Raw genomic sequence first — 21,713 nt, forward strand, 5'->3', positions numbered from 1 at the left:
GAAACTATGGCAACAATCAAGGATATTGCAAATCTTGCCCAAGTCTCACCAGCCACGGTGTCTAGAGTACTTAATTATGATATGGAGCTTTCGGTGAGCCAAGAAACACGTAAAAAAATCTTTGAGGTTGCCGAACAGCTCAACTATACCAAACATAAGAATAAGAAAAAAGAAGTCATGACCTTTCGCTTAGTGCAATGGTATGACAGCGAAGAAGAACTTGCCGATCTTTATTATTTAGCGATTCGATTGGGTATTGAGAAAAAAGCTGAAGAACTAAATATCGGTTTGTTAAAAGAATCTTTACATCATTTATCAGAGCAAACCACCGATGGCATTATCGCTTTAGGAAAATTTGAATCTCAAGAAATCAAACTACTTGCACAAACCAATGAACCGATTTTATTTGTCGATTCAGATGAACTGATATCTGGGTATAATTCTTTAGTCATCGATTTTGAACAAAGTGTGGCCCAAGTGGTGGATTATATCGTGAAATCTGGTTATGAAAATATTGGTATGCTCAGCGGAGTAGAATATACGAAATCCAATCACCATCAAGTAGCAGACAAACGATATCAATATTTTAAAGCAAATTTAGAACGTTTAAAACTCTCACGTCAGGAAAACTATTTGTTTGCACCTTTCACAGTAGAGGGTGGCAAACAAGCGATGCGAAAATTTTTAGCCAAACAGCCTGATGTGTTACCAGATGTGTTTTTTGCTGCTAGTGATGCCTTGGCAATTGGTGCGATGCAAGCAATTCAAGAACACGGGTTAAAGGTACCAGAGGATGTTGCTGTGATAGGATTTAATGATATCTCTGTGGCTAAATATGTCAGTCCTAGCTTAAGTACCATCCAAGTGCCTACCGAATGGATGGGAGAATTAGCACTGGATACGATGGTTCAGTTAGCAAAAGAGAATGCCCCATTTCCGCGAAAGATTACTATCGCAACAAAATTAATTTTACGCGATTCAACAAAATAAAAAATAAACACGTGCTTTTCATCAAGTGCGTGTTTTTCTATTTTATTGCAAAATCTAGTTCTTAGGTTTGATGACTAATGTTTGTGATATATGGTACAATTATTCTATATTGACAAGGAGTGATGAAAAATGATTGAAGTGATTCATGCGGATAAGTTTTATGACCAAAAACGAGCGCTCAAAGATGTGAACCTTACAATTAAAAATGGTACGGTGTTTGGTTTGTTGGGGCATAATGGTGCGGGAAAATCCACACTAATTAAGAGTTTAGTCAGTGCCCATGATTTAACGAATGGCAAAATTAAGGTAGATGGCCAAGAATTAACGACACATCGCCAAGAAATTAAGCAAAAAATTGGCTATGTACCTGATAGTCCTGACCTCTTTTTACAATTAACAGCGATGGAATATTGGCGGTTAATGATTGATATATATCGCCTCAATTACCAAGATGTGGCGGCCAAAATGCAGGAATATATCCAACTTTTTTCAATGGAAGCCGACCAAAATACGTTAATTTCTAGTATGTCTCACGGAATGCGCCAAAAGGTAATTTTAATTGGTGCCTTGACATTGGATCCTGATATTTGGATATTAGACGAACCGTTGACAGGATTAGATCCTCAGTCAGCATTCGAATTAAAAGAATTGATTAAAAAACATGTAGAAAATGGTAATACAGTTATTTTTTCAACACATATCTTAGCCATTGCCCAAGAAGTTTGTGATGAATTGGCTATCCTGAAAAAAGGAGAAGTCATTTATGCCGGAACTGTGGAGGATTTATTAGCTAGTCAACCAGGAAAAACATTAGAAGAAATCTACTTATCGATGACTGGTGAAGAAAAAGTAGGTGAGGCACATGAATAAACAACAATTTGTTGCGTTACTCAAACTGGGATTAATCCAAAGCAATCCCCAAATGACCAATCGTCTCCGTAGTAAAGGAAAGTATGGCGATGATTTAATCAAAGGTTTGTTGTTACAAAACCTGATATTCCCGATTTTTATTGTTATTTTGTATGGCGGTATATTCATGGTACAAAATCTCTACCAATATCCCGGACAATTTAATGGTTTGTTTTTGGTTTTAGTAGGCATTTCGCTATCTCAAGGCATTTCGCTTATTTACAATACTTTCTTTGATAATAATGATTTTGACCATTATAAAACCTTGCCCATTCCGCTAAATTTAGTGATATGGAGCAAGTCTTTTATTACAGTCTTTACGATAATCATCTATCTGTTCCCTTGTTTAGCTGCCTTTATAAACTACAGTCTACACTCAGGGACGAATCCTGTACTTGCTATCATTCTTTCCATCTTTTTATGGATTGTACTTATCGTTTTTATATTCTTGCTTTCATTATTGCTGCTTTTTGGTTTGAGTTTGATTCCGGCTTTCAAGCATCGCCTCAAACAAGTAGCAAAGGTTATGATGATTCTTACCTCAGTATTAGTTGTAATTGCCATCTTAATGAATAGTTACACAGCGCAAAATTTAGAAGCTGCACCAGTTTTCTTTATCCGTCCATTGTTATTTGCACTAGCACAACCTTTTGCCATTCCAGGAGTGAGCAGTCTGCTTGGCCTTGTGATGGTGGTTGCATTGATGGTTATTCTTACACGCAGCAAAATCTATCCATTATTGAGCCAAAATGAAGTCAATGTCGTAACCAAAGCGACGAAAAAAGCAGTTGGTCAAAAAGATAACGCCCATTCTATTCTTTGGCGCTATCAATGGCGATTAATAGGAGAAAGTACTTTATTATTTCAAATTTTTAGTGCGACAATTTTATTACCATTATTTTTTGGCTTTAGTTTTATGCAGGTAATAGCAGAATTAAAAGCTGGCACTGAGTATTATGGCATCTTTTTATTGGTAGGTGTATTATTGGCTAGCTTAATTGTTACACCAAATAGTTTACCGGCCATCTTAGTTTCGCTTGAACGGCAAAATTTTCACTTTTTGGCTACTACACCACAAGATATAAAAAAATATTTGCGCTTGAAATTCCAATTTATCTTAATTATTCAAGGAGCGCTAACACTTCTTATTCTACTTGGAATTGCATTGGTTGGTAAATTTACGTTATTAAGTGCAACCGTATTTGTTTTAGGCGGTGTTTTATATACGATTCCAGCAACAGCCAATTATTTACTAAAAGATTATCGTCAACCGTTCTTTGAGTGGAGTGATTATATCCAGTTAATTAATCGTGGTCGAAGTAATGCCAAGATGGTTTTAATTATGTTTGCTAAATGGATTGTGACAATTATCGCAGTGGTGGTTGCGGTTGTTTTAGTTGCGCTTTTTGGTGCTTTTTGGCCCAATATGCTCTTGTCATTACTAGTCGTTGGAGGAATTCTTGCAATGTATATTTGGCAGATTCTAAAATGGCAAAAAATCTAATCAATTCAAACCGAACATCCAAACTGTATGTGAATTTGTATACAGCAGATGTTCGGTTCTTTTTTTGTTGATGAAAGATTGTTGTATGTTTACTTTATTGAATAATGTAAGAATTTGAAATCCTTTAATGAAAGTTAGTCATGGTCACAGTTTTCTGTTATAATAGAAAAGACATTGAAAAGGTAGGGAAAAAACATGAAAATTTTAGCGATGGATACTTCAAATGCAACCTTGGCAGTGGCTGTACATGAAGATCATCAACTACTCGGTCAAATTCAGACCACAGTAAATAAAAATCACAGCATCTCATTAATGCCAGCAATTGATCAATTAATGCAAATGGTCAATATAAAACCGACCGATCTTGATCGCATTGTTGTGGCACAAGGACCAGGTTCATATACCGGTCTACGCATTGGAGTGACGACGGCCAAAACATTAGCGGATACCTTAAATATTGATTTGGTGGGCGTATCCAGTTTGAAAGTGCTCGCTGCAAATTGTGTCAATATTTCAGAAATTATTGTACCGATCTTTGATGCACGTCGTAAAAATGTATATGCTCAAGCTTTTATTTGGCAAGATGATCAGCTAGTAGAAGTCATGCCAGCCGGACACTATCCAATCGTTGAAGTGTTAGCGCATTTTAAAGATCAAGCCATTTATTTGGTCGGCAAAGATGTAGCAAAGTTCACTGATGAAATTGCGCAGTATGCACCACAAGCGAAAGTGAATACCATCGAAAACTGGCAATATCCCAGTGCAAGTATATTAGCACAATTAGGTTGTACTCAAACACCAGTAGCGGATGTAGCTAGCTTTTTACCAACATATTTGAAGTTAGTAGAAGCTGAGGAGAAGTGGTTGCAGACCCACGCACAAGAAAAGAGCGATCAGGAATATGTGGAAAAAATCTAAAAATTTCATCTTTTCATTCATTACTCGTAGAAAACGCAAATATCACGCCAAACTCGTACGCTTTAATGCACTTGATTATTTGGTGCGCGAAATTTTCCCAACAGATATGAAAGAATTATTACGGATTGAACGTGTGGTGTATGAAGGTGATTTACCATGGACGAGAAGTATTTTCTTGTCTGAGCTCTATTCGAAAAAGCCACACTTATATCTTGGCGTGTTTGATAAGCGTCAATTAGTCGCTTTTATCGGGATGCGTGTAGATATTTATGATGGACATGTGACCAATTTAGCGGTTTTACCACAATATCAAAAACAGGGGATTGCTTCTTTTTTATTAGGAGAAGTGGAGAAATTTGCCCGGAAAAATGTCTGTATGCAAATGAGTTTAGAAGTTCGTGTGACCAACTTAGATGCCCAACGCTTATATCGCAAATTTGGATTTATTTCCAGACGGCGCTTACCACGTTATTATGATAAAAATCATGAAGATGCCTTAGAAATGGTGAAAATGTTAGATGATTAGCAAAATTGATGAAAAAAATACAGTTAGCAAGATACAATTTTTAGAAGAACAAATCATTCAAATCTATCAAAAAATGAATCAAGCCTTTACGCATGGGGCACCTTGGACGTTGGAACAGTTTATGGCTGATTTGAATAGTACAGAGACCAATTATTTGTTTTTGGAAATACAAGCAAAATTGGTTGGCTTTGTTAGTTATCGTCAAATTCTTGATGAAATCGAAATTGATGAAGTCCTAATTTTCAAAGAGTTTCAACATCTGGGCTTTGGCTATCAATTGATGCAAAAATTTCTACAAGAGTCTTTTGAAAAACAAGGGCAAACTATTTTTTTAGAAGTCCGTCAAAGTAATCTGCCAGCCATTGCGCTATATGAAAAATGTGGGTTTAAACAAATAGCTAAACGTAAAAATTATTATCAACATCCAGTAGAAGATGCTTGGATTTATCAATATCAAAGAGAGGATTAGTAACAACATGAAAGAATTAATCTTAGCTATTGAAAGTTCTTGTGACGAAACTTCAGTGGCTGTGGTTTCTAGTGAGGATGAAATATTAAGTAATGTGATTGCTTCTCAGATAAAAAGTCATCGTCGTTTTGGAGGGGTTGTGCCTGAAGTAGCCAGTCGCCATCACGTCGAGCAAATCACCTTATGTATCAATGAAGCATTAAGTGAGGCAAACGTGAAACCCAGTGAGTTAAAAGCGGTGGCCGTAACGTTTGGACCAGGCTTAGTAGGTTCGTTACTCATTGGTTTGTCAGCGGCTAAAGCTTTTGCCTGGGCGCATGGACTACCTTTAATTCCAGTCAATCACATGGCAGGACATATTTATGCCGCCAAGTTTGTGCAACCACTAGAGTTTCCCTTAATGGCTTTATTGGTTAGTGGCGGTCATACAGAATTAGTCTATATGCAAGCAGATGGTGAATTTGAGATTATTGGCGAAACCCGTGATGATGCCGCTGGAGAAGCCTATGATAAAGTCGGTCGTGTGATGGGCTTAAGCTATCCAAGTGGGAAGGAAATTGATGAATTAGCTCATCGTGGGAAAGATACTTATCATTTTCCAAGAGCGATGATTCATGAAGATAATTTTGATTTTAGTTTTAGTGGCTTAAAGAGTGCCTTTATCAATTTGGTACATAATGCCAAACAGCGTAATGAAAGCCTTATTCAAGAAGATTTAGCCGCAAGTTTTCAAGCAAGTGTCGTCGAAGTACTAGTAACGAAGACCATTCGTGCTTGCCAAGAATATCCTGTGAAACAATTAATCGTTGCAGGAGGTGTGGCTGCTAATCAAGGACTAAGAGAAGCACTACGAGAAGCCATGACCGAAGCATTACCAGAAGTGACCTTATTAATTCCACCATTAAAATTATGTGGAGATAATGCTGCGATGGTGGCTAGTTACGCTTTTACTGCTATGAAAAAAGGCGATTTTGCTGATTTAAGTCTTAATGCGAAACCATCATTGGCTTTTGAAAGAGAAGAATAGGAAGAATTTATGGAAAAAGTATTGATAAGCATTGTCAGTCATAATAGTAGCGATATATTTCGGACGCTTGATTGTCTACAAAGAGAAGTGGGTCAAGATGAGCGGTTTGAAGTGGTCGTTTATGATAATGCCTCAGAGGAAAGCTATCGTGAAAAATTACGAAAATATCCGTTTATCCGCTTAATTGAAGCATCGGAAAATCTAGGTTTTGGTCACGGACATAACCAAGTCTTGCTAAATACCTCAAGTAAATATGCGTTTATCTGCAATCCAGATATCATTGTGACAAAAGAAGTATTGACACATATGTTGACGTTGATTCAAAGAGATAAAATTGCTGCCGTGAGTCCAAAAGTCTTAAATGAAGATGGTACGACCCAACATTTGGTACGGCATAAGTTAACGGTTTTCGATTATTTTTTACGCTTTGTGCCTTTTCAATTTGTCAAAAAGCTATTTGACGCGCGGCTAGCGGATTATGAGTGTCGCAATTTACCTGATGATAGAAGTAGTATTATTACAATGGGCTCGGGCTGCTTCATGCTAATAGATGTCGATGTATTTAAACAAATTCAAGGCTATGATGAACGCTTCTTTATGTATTTTGAAGATAATGATTTTTGTTTACGCCTGAATCAAACGGGCAATCATATTTTGTATTCACCATTTGATACGGTGATTCATTTATATGGTAAGGGTGCACATCGTAGTCGAAAATTATTTATGGTCTTTATGCAATCAATGGCAAAATTTTTCAATAAGTGGGGATGGCGATGGTTTTAACATTACCTTATCTGGTGCAAGTTTGTTACGAAAAAAATTGGCAAGACATACCAAATATCAAAGAAACAGCCCAACAAGTCGGTCAAACGATTAGCGGCTATTTATTGATTGATCATAGTTCAGTTGCGCAAAAAATACCGGCTGATTTACCGATTACGTATATTCATCGCCCTGAAAATACCGGATTAGCCCAAGCATATAATATAGCCCTTGAGAGGATGGGGGATGCGCAATGGCTTATCTTACTAGATCATGATACCGCGATTACAAGTGACTATTTTCAAGAAGTTTTTCAACAAAGCCAACACGTACCACAAGATTGTGTCGCGCTTTGTCCACAAGTCTTTGAAGAAAAGCGTCAAATCTCACCCATTCAAGCAAATCAATATATTAATCGCCATTTTCAAACATTAACTCCCGGACTATATCAGCAAAGAGTTATGGCTGTTAATTCTGCGACTGTTTTTCGTAAGTCTTTTCTTTTGCAACTCGGGGGATTTAATACACTATTTCCACTAGATTTTTTGGATCATTGGCTATTTTTCGAAATTTTTCAGCAACAAAAATCAGTTTATGTCCTTGAATCTAAACTACAGCATGAATTATCAGTCATGCATTATGAAAGCATGACAACCAAACGCTACCAATCTATTTTACAAGCAGAAAAAAATTATTATCAAAATTATGAAACACAACAACTTGACAATCATCGCAAACAATTATTAAAACGAACACTCAAACAATGGGTGAAGGTTAAAAATCGCCAAATTTGGAAGATGACTTTACGAAGTTATTTTGAGTTGAAACGAGGGAAGTAACTATGATTTCGGTCTGTATGACGACTTATAATGGAGAAAAATATTTAAAAGCACAGTTATCAAGTATCCTCAGTCAGCTTTCTTATGATGATGAGTGTTTAATCTCTGATGATGGCTCCACTGATTACACGATTGCAATTATTCAAGAATTTCAAAATAAATACCCACAAATTCGCTTGTTACAGGGGCCAAGAAAAGGCGTTATTGCTAATTTCAACTACTGCATCTCTCAAAGTAAAGGAGATTTTATCTTTTTAGCGGATCAAGATGATGTCTGGCATGCAGATAAGGTAGAAAAAATATTAGCTTTATTTCAACTGCATCCACAAACCAAGTTGATTTTAAGTGATTTAGCCATTGTCGATTCTGATTTAAAACTTGTGCATGCTTCTTATTTTAAGTATAAAAAGGTTAAAACAGGAACGATTGCCAATATTATTCGCAATCGCTATATCGGTGCAGGGATGGCCTTTCGCGCAGACTTAAAGCACGAAATTCTACCCATTCCTAAACATGTACCGATGCATGATATGTTTATCGGAATTATGGCTGAACCAAATGTTGCGCTTTTACCAGAAGTTTTGACCGATTATCGTCGTCACGAGGACAATGCGAGCCAATTACAAACCAAATCGTCCAAATTACAGCAACTTATCTGGCGTGTGAATCTGATTTGGGCCATTATTTACAAGAAATTCATTAGAAAATAAAAATTTTTTTACATTTTTTTATCAAAATCTAGAAACTTGTGACAAATGTTTGGTAAAATGAGATAATCAGATAGTAAATAAAAGTTGAAGGAGATTTTTACTTATGAAAGGAATTATTCTAGCTGGCGGAAGTGGCACACGTCTATATCCATTAACTCGTGCAACTTCAAAACAATTAATGCCAATTTATGACAAACCAATGATTTATTATCCAATGTCTACTTTGATGTTGGCAGGAATTAAGGAAATCTTGATTATTTCTACCCCTCAAGATACACCACGATTTGAAGAATTATTCGGTGACGGTCATGAGCTAGGAATTCATATTGAATATGCTGTACAACCAAGTCCAGATGGATTAGCACAAGCCTTCATTATCGGTGAAGAATTTATCGGTGATGATAGTGTCTGCCTTGTTTTAGGAGATAATATTTATTATGGTGGCGGTTTATCAAAAATGTTGCAACGTGCTGCTAGCAAAACAGAAGGTGCGACGGTCTTTGGCTATCATGTCAACGATCCAGAACGTTTTGGTGTGGTTGAATTTGACGAAAATATGACAGCTATCTCAATTGAAGAAAAACCAGAACATCCAAAATCAAATTATGCAGTAACAGGTCTTTACTTCTACGATAATGATGTGGTTGAAATTGCTAAAAATATTAAACCATCTGCGCGTGGTGAACTAGAAATTACTGATGTCAATAAAGTATATCTAGAACGCGGTAAATTATCTGTTGAAGTGATGGGTCGTGGTTTTGCATGGTTAGATACAGGCACACACGAATCTTTATTAGAAGCTTCTACCTTTATCGAAACCATTGAAAAACGTCAAAACTTAAAAGTCGCATGTTTAGAAGAAATTGCTTATCGTATGGGGTATATCGGAAAAGAACAATTGGTTGAATTAGCACAACCGTTGAAAAAAAATCAATATGGACAATATTTATTACGATTAGCTGCGCAAAACTAGGAGGATTTGTTGTGAAAGTTTATGATACAAAGCTACAAGACGTAAAAATCATTGAAATGGACGTCTTTGGAGATCATCGTGGTTTCTTTACAGAAAGTTATTCAAGAGCCAAATTTTTAGAACATGGTTTAGACTATGATTTTGTGCAAGATAATCATTCCTTATCTTCACAAGCGGGTGTCTTACGTGGCCTACATTTCCAAAAAGGAGAAGCAGCACAAACTAAATTAATTCGTGTCGTCACTGGTGCTGTATTAGATGTGATTGTGGATATTCGTAAAGGTAGCCCAACTTATGGACAATGGGAAGGTTATATCCTTTCAGAACACAACCATCGTCAATTACTTGTACCAAAAGGCTTTGCGCATGGTTTCGTGACTTTAACTGATAATGTGAATTTCTTATATAAATGTGATAATTATTATAATGCCCCTGCAGATGGTGGAATTGCTTTTGATGATCCAGATTTAGCAATTAACTGGCCAATCGATATTTCTAAAGCGATTCTATCTGATAAGGACAAAAAACATCCTACTTTGAAAGAATTTGAAGCAGAAAACCCATTTGTATATGGTGAAATTTAAGGAGAGACTTATGAAAAAAATTATCGTAACTGGAGGAGCCGGATTTATCGGTTCAAACTTTGTACATTATGTTGTCAATAATCATCCAGAAGTGCATGTCACTGTTTTGGATAAATTAACCTATGCTGGGAATAAAGCAAACTTAGCAGGACTACCTGAAGACCGTGTACAATTGGTAGTTGGTGATATTGCGGATGCGAAATTAGTCGATGAATTGGTGAAGGATACAGATGCAGTTGTTCATTATGCTGCTGAATCACATAATGATAATTCCTTAAAAGATCCATTCCCATTTGTGCAAACCAACTTAATCGGTACGTATACTTTGATTGAAGCATGTCGCAAACACAATGTACGTTTCCATCATGTTTCAACTGATGAAGTATATGGTGATTTACCATTGCGCGAAGATTTACCAGGTCATGGTGAAGGAGAGGGCGAAAAATTCACTGATAAAACACCTTATAATCCTTCAAGCCCATATTCTTCAACTAAAGCTGGTTCAGACCTTTTAGTAAAAGCTTGGGTTCGTTCTTTTGGTTTACAAGCAACAATCTCAAACTGCTCAAATAACTATGGTCCTTACCAACATATTGAAAAATTCATTCCACGTCAAATTACCAATATTTTAAGTGGCATTCGTCCAAAATTATATGGTGATGGTAAAAATGTACGTGACTGGATTCATACCAATGATCATTCATCAGCTGTATGGGCGATTCTTACCAAAGGCCGTATTGGTGAAACTTACTTAATTGGAGCTGATGGTGAGAAGAATAATAAAGAAGTTATCGAATTGATTCTTGAATTGATGGGTCAAGATTCAAAAGATTATGACCACGTCAATGATCGTCCAGGGCATGATTTACGTTATGCCATCGATTCAACCAAACTTCGTGAAGAATTAGGTTGGCAACCACAATTCACTAACTTCAAAGATGGTTTAGCTGATACAATTAAATGGTATCAAGAAAATCGCGGTTGGTGGGAAGCTGAAAAACAAGCTGTGGAAGCAAACTATGCAAAAAACGGCCAATAAGCAATCTGACTGATAAAAAACTCAATAAAAACTTTTAAAAGGCTCGCTCGAATCATTCTGAGCAGCCTTTTTCAACGATTTAAAGCATAAAGTCATTTAAAAGATTTTTAAAGGAGAGAAAAATATGATTTTATTAACTGGTGGAACTGGTCAATTAGGTACCGAATTACGTCATTTACTTGATGAAAAAGGAGTGAAGTATGTCTCTACTGATGCCAAGGAAATGGATATTACGGATGCTCAAGCGACAATGGATTATATCACTAATCTAAAACCAACTGTTATCTATCATTGTGCTGCTTATACTGCAGTAGATAAGGCAGAAGATGAAGGAAAAGCATTAGATGAAAAAATCAATGTGGATGGTACACGTAATGTTGCACTAGCAGCTAAAGAAGTAGGTGCTACATTAGTTTATATCAGTACGGACTATGTATTTGACGGAAAATTAAAGGATGGCGAATATGCAGTAGATGCCCCAATCAATCCATTAAATGAATATGGACGTACCAAAGCTTTAGGAGAAAAAGCGGTTCAAGAAATAATGGATGATTACTACATTATCCGCACTTCTTGGGTATTTGGTAAGTATGGTCACAATTTTGTCTTTACGATGCAAAAATTGGCTGAAACGCGTGATGAACTCACAATCGTTAATGACCAATTCGGCCGCCCAACTTGGACACGTACATTAGCTGAATTTATGTATTTTGTGATTGATCAAAAAGCGCCATTTGGCATTTATCACTTATCAAATGACAACGCTTGTTCATGGTATGAGTTTGCTAAGGAAATTTTGAAAGATACGGATGTTAAAGTTTCACCAGTCACTTCAGAACAATTTCCACAAAAAGCAACTCGCCCACAATATTCAGTTATGGACTTATCTAAAACTAAAGCACTTGGATTCCATATTCCTACATGGCAAGAAGCACTTCAAGGCATGCTAGCAGCAGTTGCACAAGGCGAATAAAAAATTCGAGAATGGGAAAATGATATTGGGAGGAGAAAAGGGCTTATGAAAATGAAAAAATGGATGACTTTAGGCGTTTGTGTCACAACACTTTCAATGCTAACAGGGATATATCCGACTTTTCAATCTGTACATGCCGATGATACGCAATCAACGAGCACAACGAATACATTAAATGAAACTTCGACTACAACTTCCACAACCTCAGTTACCAAATCTGAGGAAACAATTTCTATTACGCCAAACACTGCCAATACGACTTCTGAGGTAGCCGTCCAAGCCGCTGTTCAGTCAGTTAAACCAATCGAAGGTACTATCAAGAATGTGAACCAAGAAAATGGTACCTATGATGTTGTTGTAAAAGTGAATGAAAATGTGCAGTCAGGTATTAAACAAGTATTAGTTCCAATCTGGTCAGATGCACAACAAAAAGATATCAAATGGTATGAAGCAAAATTACAAGATGATGGTACGTGGATTGTTCATATGAATTTTTCTGAACATCAGTATCATCGAGCAACTTTTCATACCCATGTCTATGTGTACTCAAACGATAACAAGCATAATATTGGCACTGTTTTAAATGATACTACTATTGAATCTCGTGAAACAAAACTGAGTGCTAAAATTCAGAATGTAAATACATCAAAAGGAAGTTATGATGTTGTCATTTATGGAAGTAGTAGTTCGGGCATTCATCATGTAAAAGTTCCAATTTGGTCTTCAAAAGATCAGAGTGACATTAAATGGTATGATGCAGTTAAACAACCTGATGGTAGTTATTTAGTTCATATGAATATTGCTAATCATAAATATCATCATGGAGTTTATCATACCCATGTATATATGTATAATAATGACCATTCAGGCAGAGCGATTGTAGTTAATGATACTAATTTGCCAGAAACCAATAATACGAAATTAGATGCGAGAATTACGAATGTAAATATTTCAAATGGCTCATACGATGTAATAATTAAGGGGCAAATTGATTCAGGTGTAAGAGAAATTTTAGTACCAATCTGGTCTGATGAAAATCAGAAGGATATCAAGTGGTACAAAGCAAGTAAGCAATCTGATGGATCTTATGTTGTGCACATGAATATTGCCAATCATAAATATAATCGTGGCACCTATACAACACATGTATATATGTATGGTAATAATGGAAAACAACACGGAATGGTTGTAGGTAATACAGCTCTACCAGATGTTAATACGAAATTGGATGCCGAAATTAAACATGTTAATAAAGACAAGGGTAGTTATGACGTTGTCATCAAAGGTCAGATTGATTCTGGCGTAAGAGAAATCCTGGTACCAATTTGGTCTGATAAAAATCAAAAAGATATCAAATGGTACAAAGCAAGTAAACAAGCTGATGATAGCTATATTGTGCATATGAATATTGCGAACCATAAATACAATCGTGGCACTTATACGACACATGTATATATGTATGGTAATAACGGAAAGCAACATGGAATGGTTGTAGGAAATACAATTTTACCTGATGTTCATTCAAAATTAGAGGCTGAAATTAAGAATGTCAATCAAGCTGAAGGTAGCTATGACGTAGTTATTAATGGCCAAATAGATTCAGGTATTAAAGAAATATTAGTACCAATTTGGTCGGCAAAAGACCAAAATGATATCAAATGGTACAAAGCTGAAAAACAGGTTGATGGTAGTTATGTTGTGCATATGAATATTGCGAACCATAAATATAATCGCGGGACGTATACAACACATGTTTACATGTATAGTAACAACGGAAAACAACATGGTATTGTGGTTGGCAATGTTGAAATAAAAAATATACCTAATACATTAAGTGGGAAAATAATAAATGTTAATCAAACAAATAGTAGTTATGATGTTGTCATCGATGCTTTTTCAAATTCTGGTATTCGTGAAATTTTAATTCCAATTTGGTCTAGAAATGATCAAAGTGATATAAAGTGGTACAAAGCTGAAGAGGGTGCAGATGGAAAATGGCATGTTCACATGCAAGCTGCAAATCATAATTTTAATTCCGGGGCATTTTATACACATGTTTATATGTATATGAATAATGGCAAATTTGAGTTTTTGAATTTAGGGCAAACCGTACTAAGTGATATTTCAAAATCAAGTGGGAATTCTGCGCGAATTGTTAATGTAGACTTCGATAATGGAAATTATGATGTATTAGTAAAAGTTGATAATAAGTTAAATGTGAGTAAAATCTTGGTTCCAACGTGGTCAAGTATTGATCAATCAGATATTATATGGCATGAAGCGAAAAACATTGGAAATGGCTATTATAAAGCTCATATTTCTGTCATGGATCATCAGCTTCTATCAGGAATATATAAATCTGATGTATATATTTATCAGTTCGGAGTAAAGAACCCAATTGGTTTACCTGCAGGGAGTATTAATCTATCGAAACCATATAAGATAATAGATATTTCTGAACATCAAAAACCTGATTTAATCAATTACGATGAATTAGCAAAGCATATTAGAGGAGTTATCGTTCGTATTCAATATGGTCAAAATTATGTTGATATGCATTATAAGAAACATATTACAGAATTAAAGAAACGTAATATTCCAGTAGCAGTATATGCTTGGGTTAGGGGTCAGGACTATAATCAAATGGTCAATGAAGCAAAATTGTTTTATAACAGAGCAAAGGAGTTTAATCCTTCTTTTTGGTGGTTAGACGTGGAGGAACCAGGGTTAATGACTCAAGCTAATAATAATGTTAGAAGTGGCGTTGAGTTATATAGGTCAACGTTATCGAACTTGGGTGCTAAAAAAATAGGTTTATATATCGGTAATGATAAGTATAAATTATACAATGTGGATACAAGCAAATTTCAAGGTATTTGGATTCCAACTTATGGATTAGATAACGGTCTCTATCAAGGGTATAATCCTACCAGTACAAACGTATATGACTTACATCAATACACTTCTAACGGTAAAATAAATGGCTATGGATATAATTTAGATATTTCAAGATTAGTTAATAAAAATTTTGATTACTTCTTTTAGTTATAGGACAGAAAGGAAAAAGTTAATGGAAGATAATAAGATTGCTATAATGATTCCGTGTTTTAATGAGGAATTAACGATTAAAAAAGTAATAAACGATTTTCAAAGAGAACTTCCTCAGGCGAGTATTTATGTTTATGACAACAATTCTACAGATGCAACTTACTCAATTGCTGTAGAAGAAGGTGCGATTGTAAAAAAGGAGCCCCGTCAAGGTAAGGGAAATGTTATTCGACAGATGTTTTTTGATATTGAGGCTGATTATTATATAATGGTTGATGGAGATGATACTTATCCAGCAGAAGCTTGTCATTCATTAATTGAAGGATTAAAAGAAGGATATGATATGGTAATTGGAGATAGGTTATCTAATGGCACATATTATTCTGAGAATAAACGAGCTTTTCATGATTTAGGAAATAATTTTGTAAGAGATTCTATTAATAGTTTATACAAAAGTAGTATTAAAGATGTTATGACTGGATATCGAGCATTTAATAAAATTTTTGTGAAATCATTTCCAGTAATGAGTTCTGGTTTTCAAATTGAGACAGAATTCACAATTCATGCATTGGATAAGAGATTTAAACTTCTAGAGATTCCGATAGAGTATAGGGATCGGCCGGAAGGAAGTGAGTCGAAACTAAATACTTACTCAGATGGATTAAAAGTAGTCTTTACAATCTTAAAAATGTTTAAAGATTACAAACCGCTATTATTTTTTGGATTTTTTTTCCTATTGTTTTTCATTTTAGGTTTATTTATTGGGGGGCCAGTAATTTATGAGTTTATGGAAACAGGATTTATAACTAAGGTTCCTTCTGCACTATTGGCAACTGGATTAATGATAATATCTTTTTTATCATTATTTACTGGTTTAATACTTGATACTGTAGTAATGAATCAAAAAAAAGACTACGAGTTACAACTACAAGGTTTTTACGCTAATTATAAAAAATAATATTATCGCCTAAGAATATTTGTTTAACAAATTATTATTCTTAGGCATTTTTTCTTAAATTGTTGCGTATTATTTAAACTTGGTTACATTTTTGCTAATTACCTTGCTATTAGTATTTTCATTATGTAAAATAGGACTGTTAATTATCTTACTTTTTTTTAATATACTGAATGACTTCGAAAGGAATATAAGGATGATAAAAGATTTGTTTTCTATTTTTAAAGATGTTTTGACTAACAAAAAATTATTAATGCAATTTTCGTATAATGATTTTCGTTCGAGATATGCGAGTTCTACGTTAGGTATTTTTTGGGCATTTGTCAATCCAATCGTAACGGTGTTGACTTATTGGTTTGTTTTTGATGTTGGTTTGAAATCAGGATTAACAGATGGAAAATATCCGTTTATCTGTTACTTACTGACAGGGATTGTCCCATGGTTTTATTTTTCTGATGTCTTGGGTTCAGCAACCAATGTTTTTAGAGAATACAGTTATTTAGTTAAAAAAGTTGTCTTTAATATTCGAATTTTGCCGACTTCAAAGCTGATTTCTAATTTATATATGCACATTTTTTTCTTGGCAATTGCATTTCTAGTAACGATTTTGAATGGCTTTATTCCTAGTATCCAAACGATTCAAGTAATCTATTATGGCTTTTGTATGATGATGTTCTTAACTGGCTTGACTTGGATTACAGCCTCTATTCAACCATTTTTCCCTGATATCAATCAATTTATTGGTGTCATCATGCAAACTTTGATGTGGGGAAGTCCGGTACTTTGGAGTGTGAGTGCTTTTCCACCAGTTGTTCAAACTATTTTAAAATTAAATCCACTATTTTATGTGATTCAAGGATACCGTAATGCATTCTTTAGTGAAGGTTGGTTCTGGCAACATCCCGCTTTAAGCATTTATTTTTGGGTTTGGACACTTGCGTTACTGTTAATTGGTAGTGTCGTCTTTAAACGCTTGAAACCACATTTTTCTGATGTATTATAAGGAGAGTTTCTATGAGTGAATATGCAATTGAATTAAAACATATAACAAAAACCTATGCGATGTATGCAAAGCCAACTGACCGATTAAAAGAGGCACTTGATTTTCGTCGTAGATCTTATCATGACATTTTCTATGCCTTAAATGATGTGAATATTCATATCAAAAAAGGCGAAATGATTGGCTTCATCGGTGAAAATGGATCTGGCAAATCAACTTTGTTAAAGATTATTACGGGTGTTTTGACGCCAACAAGTGGTGAAATGCAAATTAATGGGAATATTGCTGCCTTACTAGAATTAGGTTCTGGTTTTAATCCTGAATATTCCGGTTATGATAATATTTATCTAAACGGGATGGTACTTGGATTTACCAAAGAACAAGTGGATGGAATGGTAGATGATATCATTAGTTTTGCTGATATTGGCGATCATCTATACCAACCAGTGAAAACCTACTCAAGTGGGATGTTTGTCCGTCTAGCTTTTGCAGTGGCGATTAATGTTGATCCGGAAATCTTAATTGTCGATGAGGCCTTAGCGGTGGGCGATTTAGAGTTTCAGTTAAAATGTATGGAGAAATTTACTGAGTTTCGAAATGCAGGTAAGACGATTCTCTTTGTTTCTCATGATGTAAATGCGGTTCGTCGTTTTTGTGACCGGGTGTATTGGTTGAAAAATGGCGTTGTTGAAAATGAAGGCGAAACAATGGAAGTGACTGAAGAATATGAGAACTTCTTAAAACGTAAATCATTAAAAACGGTCGATCGTGAAAAGAGTGTAGTAGAAGAACATAGTGCACCAGAAATCGTAACGGTTGATTCAGCAACACTTTTAGATGGAAATCTTGAACCAGTAGATATTGTGGAACAAAATTCGACCGTTTATGTCAAAGTTGAATATACGGTTAAAGATGAAAGTCCGAAAAATCCCGTATTAGGTGTGGCCATTCGTACAGTGCAAAATCATTATGTCTGTGGCTTAAATACGCTGCTAGATAAAACGGTTATTCCATGGAAAAAAGGGAAAAATGTTTTTTACATCAAATATCCAAATATGTCTTTACTAAGTGGTGAATATTACTTTGATGTGGCCTTCTTTGAGGAAAATGCCACCGTCCCATTTGTTTATAAAACCAAATACGTCACCATGTTTATTACAGGGAAATATGTTGGTGAAGGAATTGTGGTCCTTGATCATGAATGGAAGGAATCGATTTAGATGAAATACGATTTTGAGCTTTCTTTAGATGAGCACACAAGTTTAGGAAAAATAGTTAAACAGATTAAACCTCATAGTAATGTCTTGGAATTTGGTCCCGGCAATGGGAGAATGACGAGATATCTAATAGATGTGTTACATTGTGAAGTTTCTATTGTTGAGTTTGACAAAGAGTTATTTGATTTTGTCATGACTTTTGCTAAAGATGGTGTTTATGGCAATATTGAAGATTATCATTGGGTTGAAAAGTTTAAAGGTCAAAAATATGATGCAGTTGTTTTTGCTGATGTTTTAGAACATTTAACCAATCCTGAAGAAGTGTTAAAGCAAGTCGTGCCTTTCTTAAAAGAGGATGGACAGGTTTTAATTACTTTTCCTAATCTGGCACATAATTCGGTATTGATAGATTTATTTAATAATCAACTAAATTGGAATCAGTATGGATTATTAGATGCCACTCACCACAGCTTCTTTACAGAAAAAGGGTTTTTAGATTTATTTCAACGGGTGGGCTTAAATGTCGCAATTGAGGACTTTACTTATTCACAAGTTGGGCAAAATGAAATTGATTCACATTACGAAGACTTACCTTTAGATGTTCAATTTGCTTTTAAAAATCGCTTATTTGGTGAGGTCTATCAGTATTTCTTTGCTTTACAAAAATCTCCGGTTGCACAGCCAATTTTGGAACAGCCAGAGAATTCAAGCTTTGTGAAACATGTGAATATATATTTTGAGACACCTTCAGGCATTACTTCGCTTACTTACACGATGAATAATCGTACAGGTGAAAATCGTCGCTATGACCTACAAGTGGCAGAAGATGTGCAAAATGTGTATGTCGAGCCATTACGTGGGGATGGCATTGTGAGTTTTAAAGCCTACATCAATAACCAACCTTATCGACGCTTTACGCAAAAAGCCATGTGGAATAAAGATGGTATCTATCTATTTTCAAATACCGAGTCAGAAAATCATTTTGTTTTTTCTGGCAAAGGGGTCGCAAACAAGACATTGAGTATTGAATTGGAATATTTATTTGACGGAGAATTCAGTGAAATTCAGCATGTCATTTTGAATGATTTTAAACGTCATCGCTTGGAAAAAATGCGTATCGAACAACAACGAGCTGAATATGAAAAACAAGTACAAGCTCGCTATGAATCAATGGCTTTACGCTATAATCAAGTGGTAGAATCCAAAGCATGGCAACGTCATCGAAAGTTCAAACAGTTTCGTGATCAATTATTTGCCAATCGCAGTCATAAAAAATTACGCGATGAGCTGATTCATCTAAATATCGAATCAGTGGAAGTAGACAGTGAATTACACACTACGATTATTAAAGGGTGGGGATATTCCAAAGTAGACCACGAGCCGCTGAATTATCAATTACAGTACGACGAAGGCTGCTTTTATAAAGTGACCCCCTTATATCGTAAAGACGTCAATGATGCTTTAAAACTACCTGATAAGAAAAAATATGGTTTTATTATCGAAGTAGAACATTTTGAAAATCAAGGCAATGTACATCTCTACGTGCAAACAATTAATGGGGAGCAGATTCCAGTCTTAATTGATCGTCATAATTTATCCAATGCTTCTGTGTATCGACGTGTGCGCTATTTACTTGGTATGATGCGCCATTTAGGAATTAAAGGAACGATTCAGCACATTAAACAACGTAAGAATAATCAAGATGCCTATGATCGTTGGATTGAAGAAAATGAGTCGTATGATATCAATCAAATCAAGCAGGAAATTGCTACATTTAGTTATCAACCAAAAATCTCAATTGCGGTGCCAGTGTACAACGTAGAAGAAAAATGGCTAAGAGCTTGTGTAGATTCCCTTAAAAATCAATACTATTCGAACTGGGAATTGTGTATCGCAGATGATGCTTCAACACAAAGTTATATTCGTCCGCTACTTGAAGGGATGATGGCGGAAGATGAAAGAATTAAAGTTGTATTCCGTAGTGAAAATGGTCATATTTCCGAAGCCACCAATTCAGCTTTAGGCATCTGTACTGGAGATTACATTGGGTTCATGGATAATGATGATGAACTAGCGCCAAATGCCCTATATGAAGTGGTCAAAGCTTTGAATGAAGACCGAGCTATCGAATTTATTTATACGGATGAAGATAAGATTACGACCCGTGGCAAACGTTTTGATCCATTCTTTAAACCAAATTGGAATGAGACTTTGTTACTAGGACATAATTATATTACGCACTTTGTTGTGGTTAAAAATGATCTAGTCTTGCGTGAAGTGGGCGGCTTAAGAAAAGAATATAATGGTAGCCAAGATTACGATTTTGTCTTGCGTGCAACCCAAAAAGCCAAAAAAATTCATCACATTGCCAAGATTTTATATCATTGGCGTACCGTTGAGACTTCTACGGCACTTGATCCGCAAACAAAGGAATATGCTTATGTGGCAGGTAGAAGAGCCTTAGAAGATCATATTTTACGAATGAATCAACGTGGCAAAGTTACGATGACGAAAAACTATGGGGCTTACAAGATTGATTTTGATCATGGTGATAAGGCTAAGATTTCTATTATTCCTACCAATCCGGAATTGGTGGATGCGACCTGGGCGAAGGCGTTGTTGGAAAAGACTAATTATTCGAATTGTGAATTACTCTTGCCAGCCAAGGTAGCTGACCTTAAAAATCCACGATTGACATTAACATCAGCAACTTCAGTGGAACAATTGATTGAAGCTGCTACAGGTGAATATTTTGTGTTCATTGATGCAAGATTACTACCGGCTGATTATCGTTGGTTAGAAGAAATGATGAACTTCATGAAACAAAAACATGCTGGGTTAGTGACTGGTAAGATTGTGAATCAGGATGATTTCGTAATGAATATCGGTGTAGTAGTGGATGCTCAAGCAAAAGAAATCCAATACGAACAAGCTGGGGTTTCTAATAAAACAATTGGTTATTATTTCCGCCCAGTTTTACCTCGGGAAATTTATACAGCAACTGAGGATTGCTTGATGATTAGTAAAGAAGATTATCAAAGAATTGGCGGCTTTGATTTTACTTTAGCGAATCAGCTTCAGGGGATTGATTTAAGCTTGAAAGTACAGGATTTAGGTAAGAAAGTCATCTTTACACCGTATGCAACATTAGTAGAACAAACGAATATCAATCGTCAAATCGAAAGAAAAGCAAAAGAAAACTTTATCGATACGCATCAATCACAAATTTTAGCAGATTACTATCAAAATCCCAATAAGCTAGGTTAGGAG

19 protein-coding genes are annotated in these 21,713 nt (G+C 35.4%); all 19 read left to right on the forward strand.

Features of this window, described 5'->3' with window-relative positions:
- Positions 1-6 precede the first annotated feature (6 nt).
- The 19 genes from I567_RS12025 (at position 7) to I567_RS12115 (ending at position 21,710) form a co-directional block, all read left to right on the forward strand.
- The gene (locus tag I567_RS12025; protein ID WP_016252478.1) at positions 7-990 is read left to right on the forward strand and encodes a LacI family DNA-binding transcriptional regulator; all 984 of its coding nucleotides are present in this window, start codon (positions 7-9) and stop codon (positions 988-990) included.
- A 129-nt stretch (positions 991-1,119) separates the two neighbouring features.
- Positions 1,120-1,860 carry an ABC transporter ATP-binding protein gene (locus I567_RS12030; protein ID WP_016252479.1) on the forward strand — a complete coding sequence of 247 codons (741 nt, stop codon included), beginning with the start codon at positions 1,120-1,122 and terminating at the stop codon, positions 1,858-1,860.
- Positions 1,853-3,403 (forward strand): hypothetical protein, encoded by a 1,551-nt coding sequence (locus I567_RS12035; RefSeq protein ID WP_016252480.1) that lies wholly within the window; start codon positions 1,853-1,855, stop codon positions 3,401-3,403. The genes I567_RS12030 and I567_RS12035 overlap by 8 nt, the downstream gene beginning before the upstream one ends.
- Positions 3,404-3,598: 195 nt before the next feature.
- Positions 3,599-4,321, forward strand: a complete 723-nt coding sequence (tsaB, locus tag I567_RS12040; RefSeq protein ID WP_016252481.1) for a tRNA (adenosine(37)-N6)-threonylcarbamoyltransferase complex dimerization subunit type 1 TsaB — start codon at positions 3,599-3,601, stop codon at positions 4,319-4,321.
- Positions 4,305-4,847 (forward strand): ribosomal protein S18-alanine N-acetyltransferase, encoded by a 543-nt coding sequence (gene rimI, locus I567_RS12045; protein WP_016252482.1) that lies wholly within the window; start codon positions 4,305-4,307, stop codon positions 4,845-4,847. The genes tsaB and rimI (I567_RS12045) overlap by 17 nt, the downstream gene beginning before the upstream one ends.
- Positions 4,840-5,316 (forward strand): ribosomal protein S18-alanine N-acetyltransferase, encoded by a 477-nt coding sequence (rimI, locus tag I567_RS12050; protein ID WP_016252483.1) that lies wholly within the window; start codon positions 4,840-4,842, stop codon positions 5,314-5,316. The genes rimI (I567_RS12045) and rimI (I567_RS12050) overlap by 8 nt, the downstream gene beginning before the upstream one ends.
- A 7-nt stretch (positions 5,317-5,323) precedes the next feature.
- A complete protein-coding gene (gene tsaD, locus I567_RS12055; protein WP_016252484.1) occupies positions 5,324-6,343 on the forward strand; it encodes a tRNA (adenosine(37)-N6)-threonylcarbamoyltransferase complex transferase subunit TsaD in 1,020 nt (339 codons plus the stop codon).
- Positions 6,344-6,352: 9 nt separating this feature from the next.
- Entirely contained in the window at positions 6,353-7,126 is a 774-nt protein-coding gene (locus I567_RS12060; RefSeq protein WP_016252485.1) for a glycosyltransferase family 2 protein, read from the forward strand.
- Complete coding sequence (locus I567_RS12065) at positions 7,117-7,944, forward strand: glycosyltransferase (RefSeq protein WP_016252486.1); 828 nt, start codon at positions 7,117-7,119, stop codon at positions 7,942-7,944. The genes I567_RS12060 and I567_RS12065 overlap by 10 nt, the downstream gene beginning before the upstream one ends.
- A 2-nt stretch (positions 7,945-7,946) precedes the next feature.
- On the forward strand, positions 7,947-8,654 hold the full coding sequence (locus I567_RS12070; protein WP_016252487.1) for a glycosyltransferase family 2 protein: 708 nt from the start codon (positions 7,947-7,949) through the stop codon (positions 8,652-8,654).
- A 103-nt stretch (positions 8,655-8,757) separates the two neighbouring features.
- Positions 8,758-9,627, forward strand: a complete 870-nt coding sequence (gene rfbA, locus I567_RS12075; RefSeq protein WP_016252488.1) for a glucose-1-phosphate thymidylyltransferase RfbA — start codon at positions 8,758-8,760, stop codon at positions 9,625-9,627.
- 11 nt (positions 9,628-9,638) lie between these two features.
- Positions 9,639-10,211 carry a dTDP-4-dehydrorhamnose 3,5-epimerase gene (gene rfbC, locus I567_RS12080; RefSeq protein WP_016252489.1) on the forward strand — a complete coding sequence of 191 codons (573 nt, stop codon included), beginning with the start codon at positions 9,639-9,641 and terminating at the stop codon, positions 10,209-10,211.
- A gap of 10 nt (positions 10,212-10,221) precedes the next feature.
- Entirely contained in the window at positions 10,222-11,250 is a 1,029-nt protein-coding gene (rfbB, locus tag I567_RS12085) for a dTDP-glucose 4,6-dehydratase (protein ID WP_016252490.1), read from the forward strand.
- Between the two features lie 124 nt (positions 11,251-11,374).
- Positions 11,375-12,223 carry a dTDP-4-dehydrorhamnose reductase gene (gene rfbD / locus I567_RS12090; protein ID WP_016252491.1) on the forward strand — a complete coding sequence of 283 codons (849 nt, stop codon included), beginning with the start codon at positions 11,375-11,377 and terminating at the stop codon, positions 12,221-12,223.
- 51 nt (positions 12,224-12,274) lie between these two features.
- Positions 12,275-15,268 carry a GBS Bsp-like repeat-containing protein gene (locus I567_RS12095; protein WP_248636738.1) on the forward strand — a complete coding sequence of 998 codons (2,994 nt, stop codon included), beginning with the start codon at positions 12,275-12,277 and terminating at the stop codon, positions 15,266-15,268.
- A 25-nt stretch (positions 15,269-15,293) separates the two neighbouring features.
- Positions 15,294-16,229, forward strand: a complete 936-nt coding sequence (locus I567_RS12100) for a glycosyltransferase family 2 protein (protein WP_016252493.1) — start codon at positions 15,294-15,296, stop codon at positions 16,227-16,229.
- A 193-nt stretch (positions 16,230-16,422) separates the two neighbouring features.
- On the forward strand, positions 16,423-17,229 hold the full coding sequence (locus I567_RS12105; protein ID WP_016252494.1) for an ABC transporter permease: 807 nt from the start codon (positions 16,423-16,425) through the stop codon (positions 17,227-17,229).
- Positions 17,230-17,240: 11 nt separating this feature from the next.
- Complete coding sequence (locus tag I567_RS12110; RefSeq protein WP_016252495.1) at positions 17,241-18,446, forward strand: ABC transporter ATP-binding protein; 1,206 nt, start codon at positions 17,241-17,243, stop codon at positions 18,444-18,446.
- Positions 18,447-21,710: a glycosyltransferase gene (locus tag I567_RS12115; RefSeq protein ID WP_016252496.1), complete on the forward strand. Its 3,264-nt coding sequence runs from the start codon at positions 18,447-18,449 to the stop codon at positions 21,708-21,710.
- Positions 21,711-21,713: the final 3 nt, after the last annotated feature.

The organism is Enterococcus cecorum DSM 20682 = ATCC 43198 (assembly GCF_000407565.1).
In the GTDB taxonomy this organism is placed as follows: domain Bacteria; phylum Bacillota; class Bacilli; order Lactobacillales; family Enterococcaceae; genus Enterococcus_E; species Enterococcus_E cecorum.

Coding starts and splice junctions, on each gene's coding strand:
- rfbB (WP_016252490.1), top strand. CDS start 10,222: ATGAAAAAAATTATCGTAACTGGAGGAGCCGGATTTATCGGTTCAAAC.
- I567_RS12110 (WP_016252495.1), top strand. CDS start 17,241: ATGAGTGAATATGCAATTGAATTAAAACATATAACAAAAACCTATGCG.
- tsaB (WP_016252481.1), top strand. CDS start 3,599: ATGAAAATTTTAGCGATGGATACTTCAAATGCAACCTTGGCAGTGGCT.
- I567_RS12030 (WP_016252479.1), top strand. CDS start 1,120: ATGATTGAAGTGATTCATGCGGATAAGTTTTATGACCAAAAACGAGCG.
- I567_RS12100 (WP_016252493.1), top strand. CDS start 15,294: ATGGAAGATAATAAGATTGCTATAATGATTCCGTGTTTTAATGAGGAA.
- I567_RS12025 (WP_016252478.1), top strand. CDS start 7: ATGGCAACAATCAAGGATATTGCAAATCTTGCCCAAGTCTCACCAGCC.
- rfbD (WP_016252491.1), top strand. CDS start 11,375: ATGATTTTATTAACTGGTGGAACTGGTCAATTAGGTACCGAATTACGT.
- I567_RS12070 (WP_016252487.1), top strand. CDS start 7,947: ATGATTTCGGTCTGTATGACGACTTATAATGGAGAAAAATATTTAAAA.
- I567_RS12115 (WP_016252496.1), top strand. CDS start 18,447: ATGAAATACGATTTTGAGCTTTCTTTAGATGAGCACACAAGTTTAGGA.
- I567_RS12035 (WP_016252480.1), top strand. CDS start 1,853: ATGAATAAACAACAATTTGTTGCGTTACTCAAACTGGGATTAATCCAA.
- rimI (WP_016252482.1), top strand. CDS start 4,305: ATGTGGAAAAAATCTAAAAATTTCATCTTTTCATTCATTACTCGTAGA.
- I567_RS12060 (WP_016252485.1), top strand. CDS start 6,353: ATGGAAAAAGTATTGATAAGCATTGTCAGTCATAATAGTAGCGATATA.
- tsaD (WP_016252484.1), top strand. CDS start 5,324: ATGAAAGAATTAATCTTAGCTATTGAAAGTTCTTGTGACGAAACTTCA.
- rfbA (WP_016252488.1), top strand. CDS start 8,758: ATGAAAGGAATTATTCTAGCTGGCGGAAGTGGCACACGTCTATATCCA.
- I567_RS12105 (WP_016252494.1), top strand. CDS start 16,423: ATGATAAAAGATTTGTTTTCTATTTTTAAAGATGTTTTGACTAACAAA.
- I567_RS12095 (WP_248636738.1), top strand. CDS start 12,275: ATGAAAAAATGGATGACTTTAGGCGTTTGTGTCACAACACTTTCAATG.
- rimI (WP_016252483.1), top strand. CDS start 4,840: ATGATTAGCAAAATTGATGAAAAAAATACAGTTAGCAAGATACAATTT.
- I567_RS12065 (WP_016252486.1), top strand. CDS start 7,117: ATGGTTTTAACATTACCTTATCTGGTGCAAGTTTGTTACGAAAAAAAT.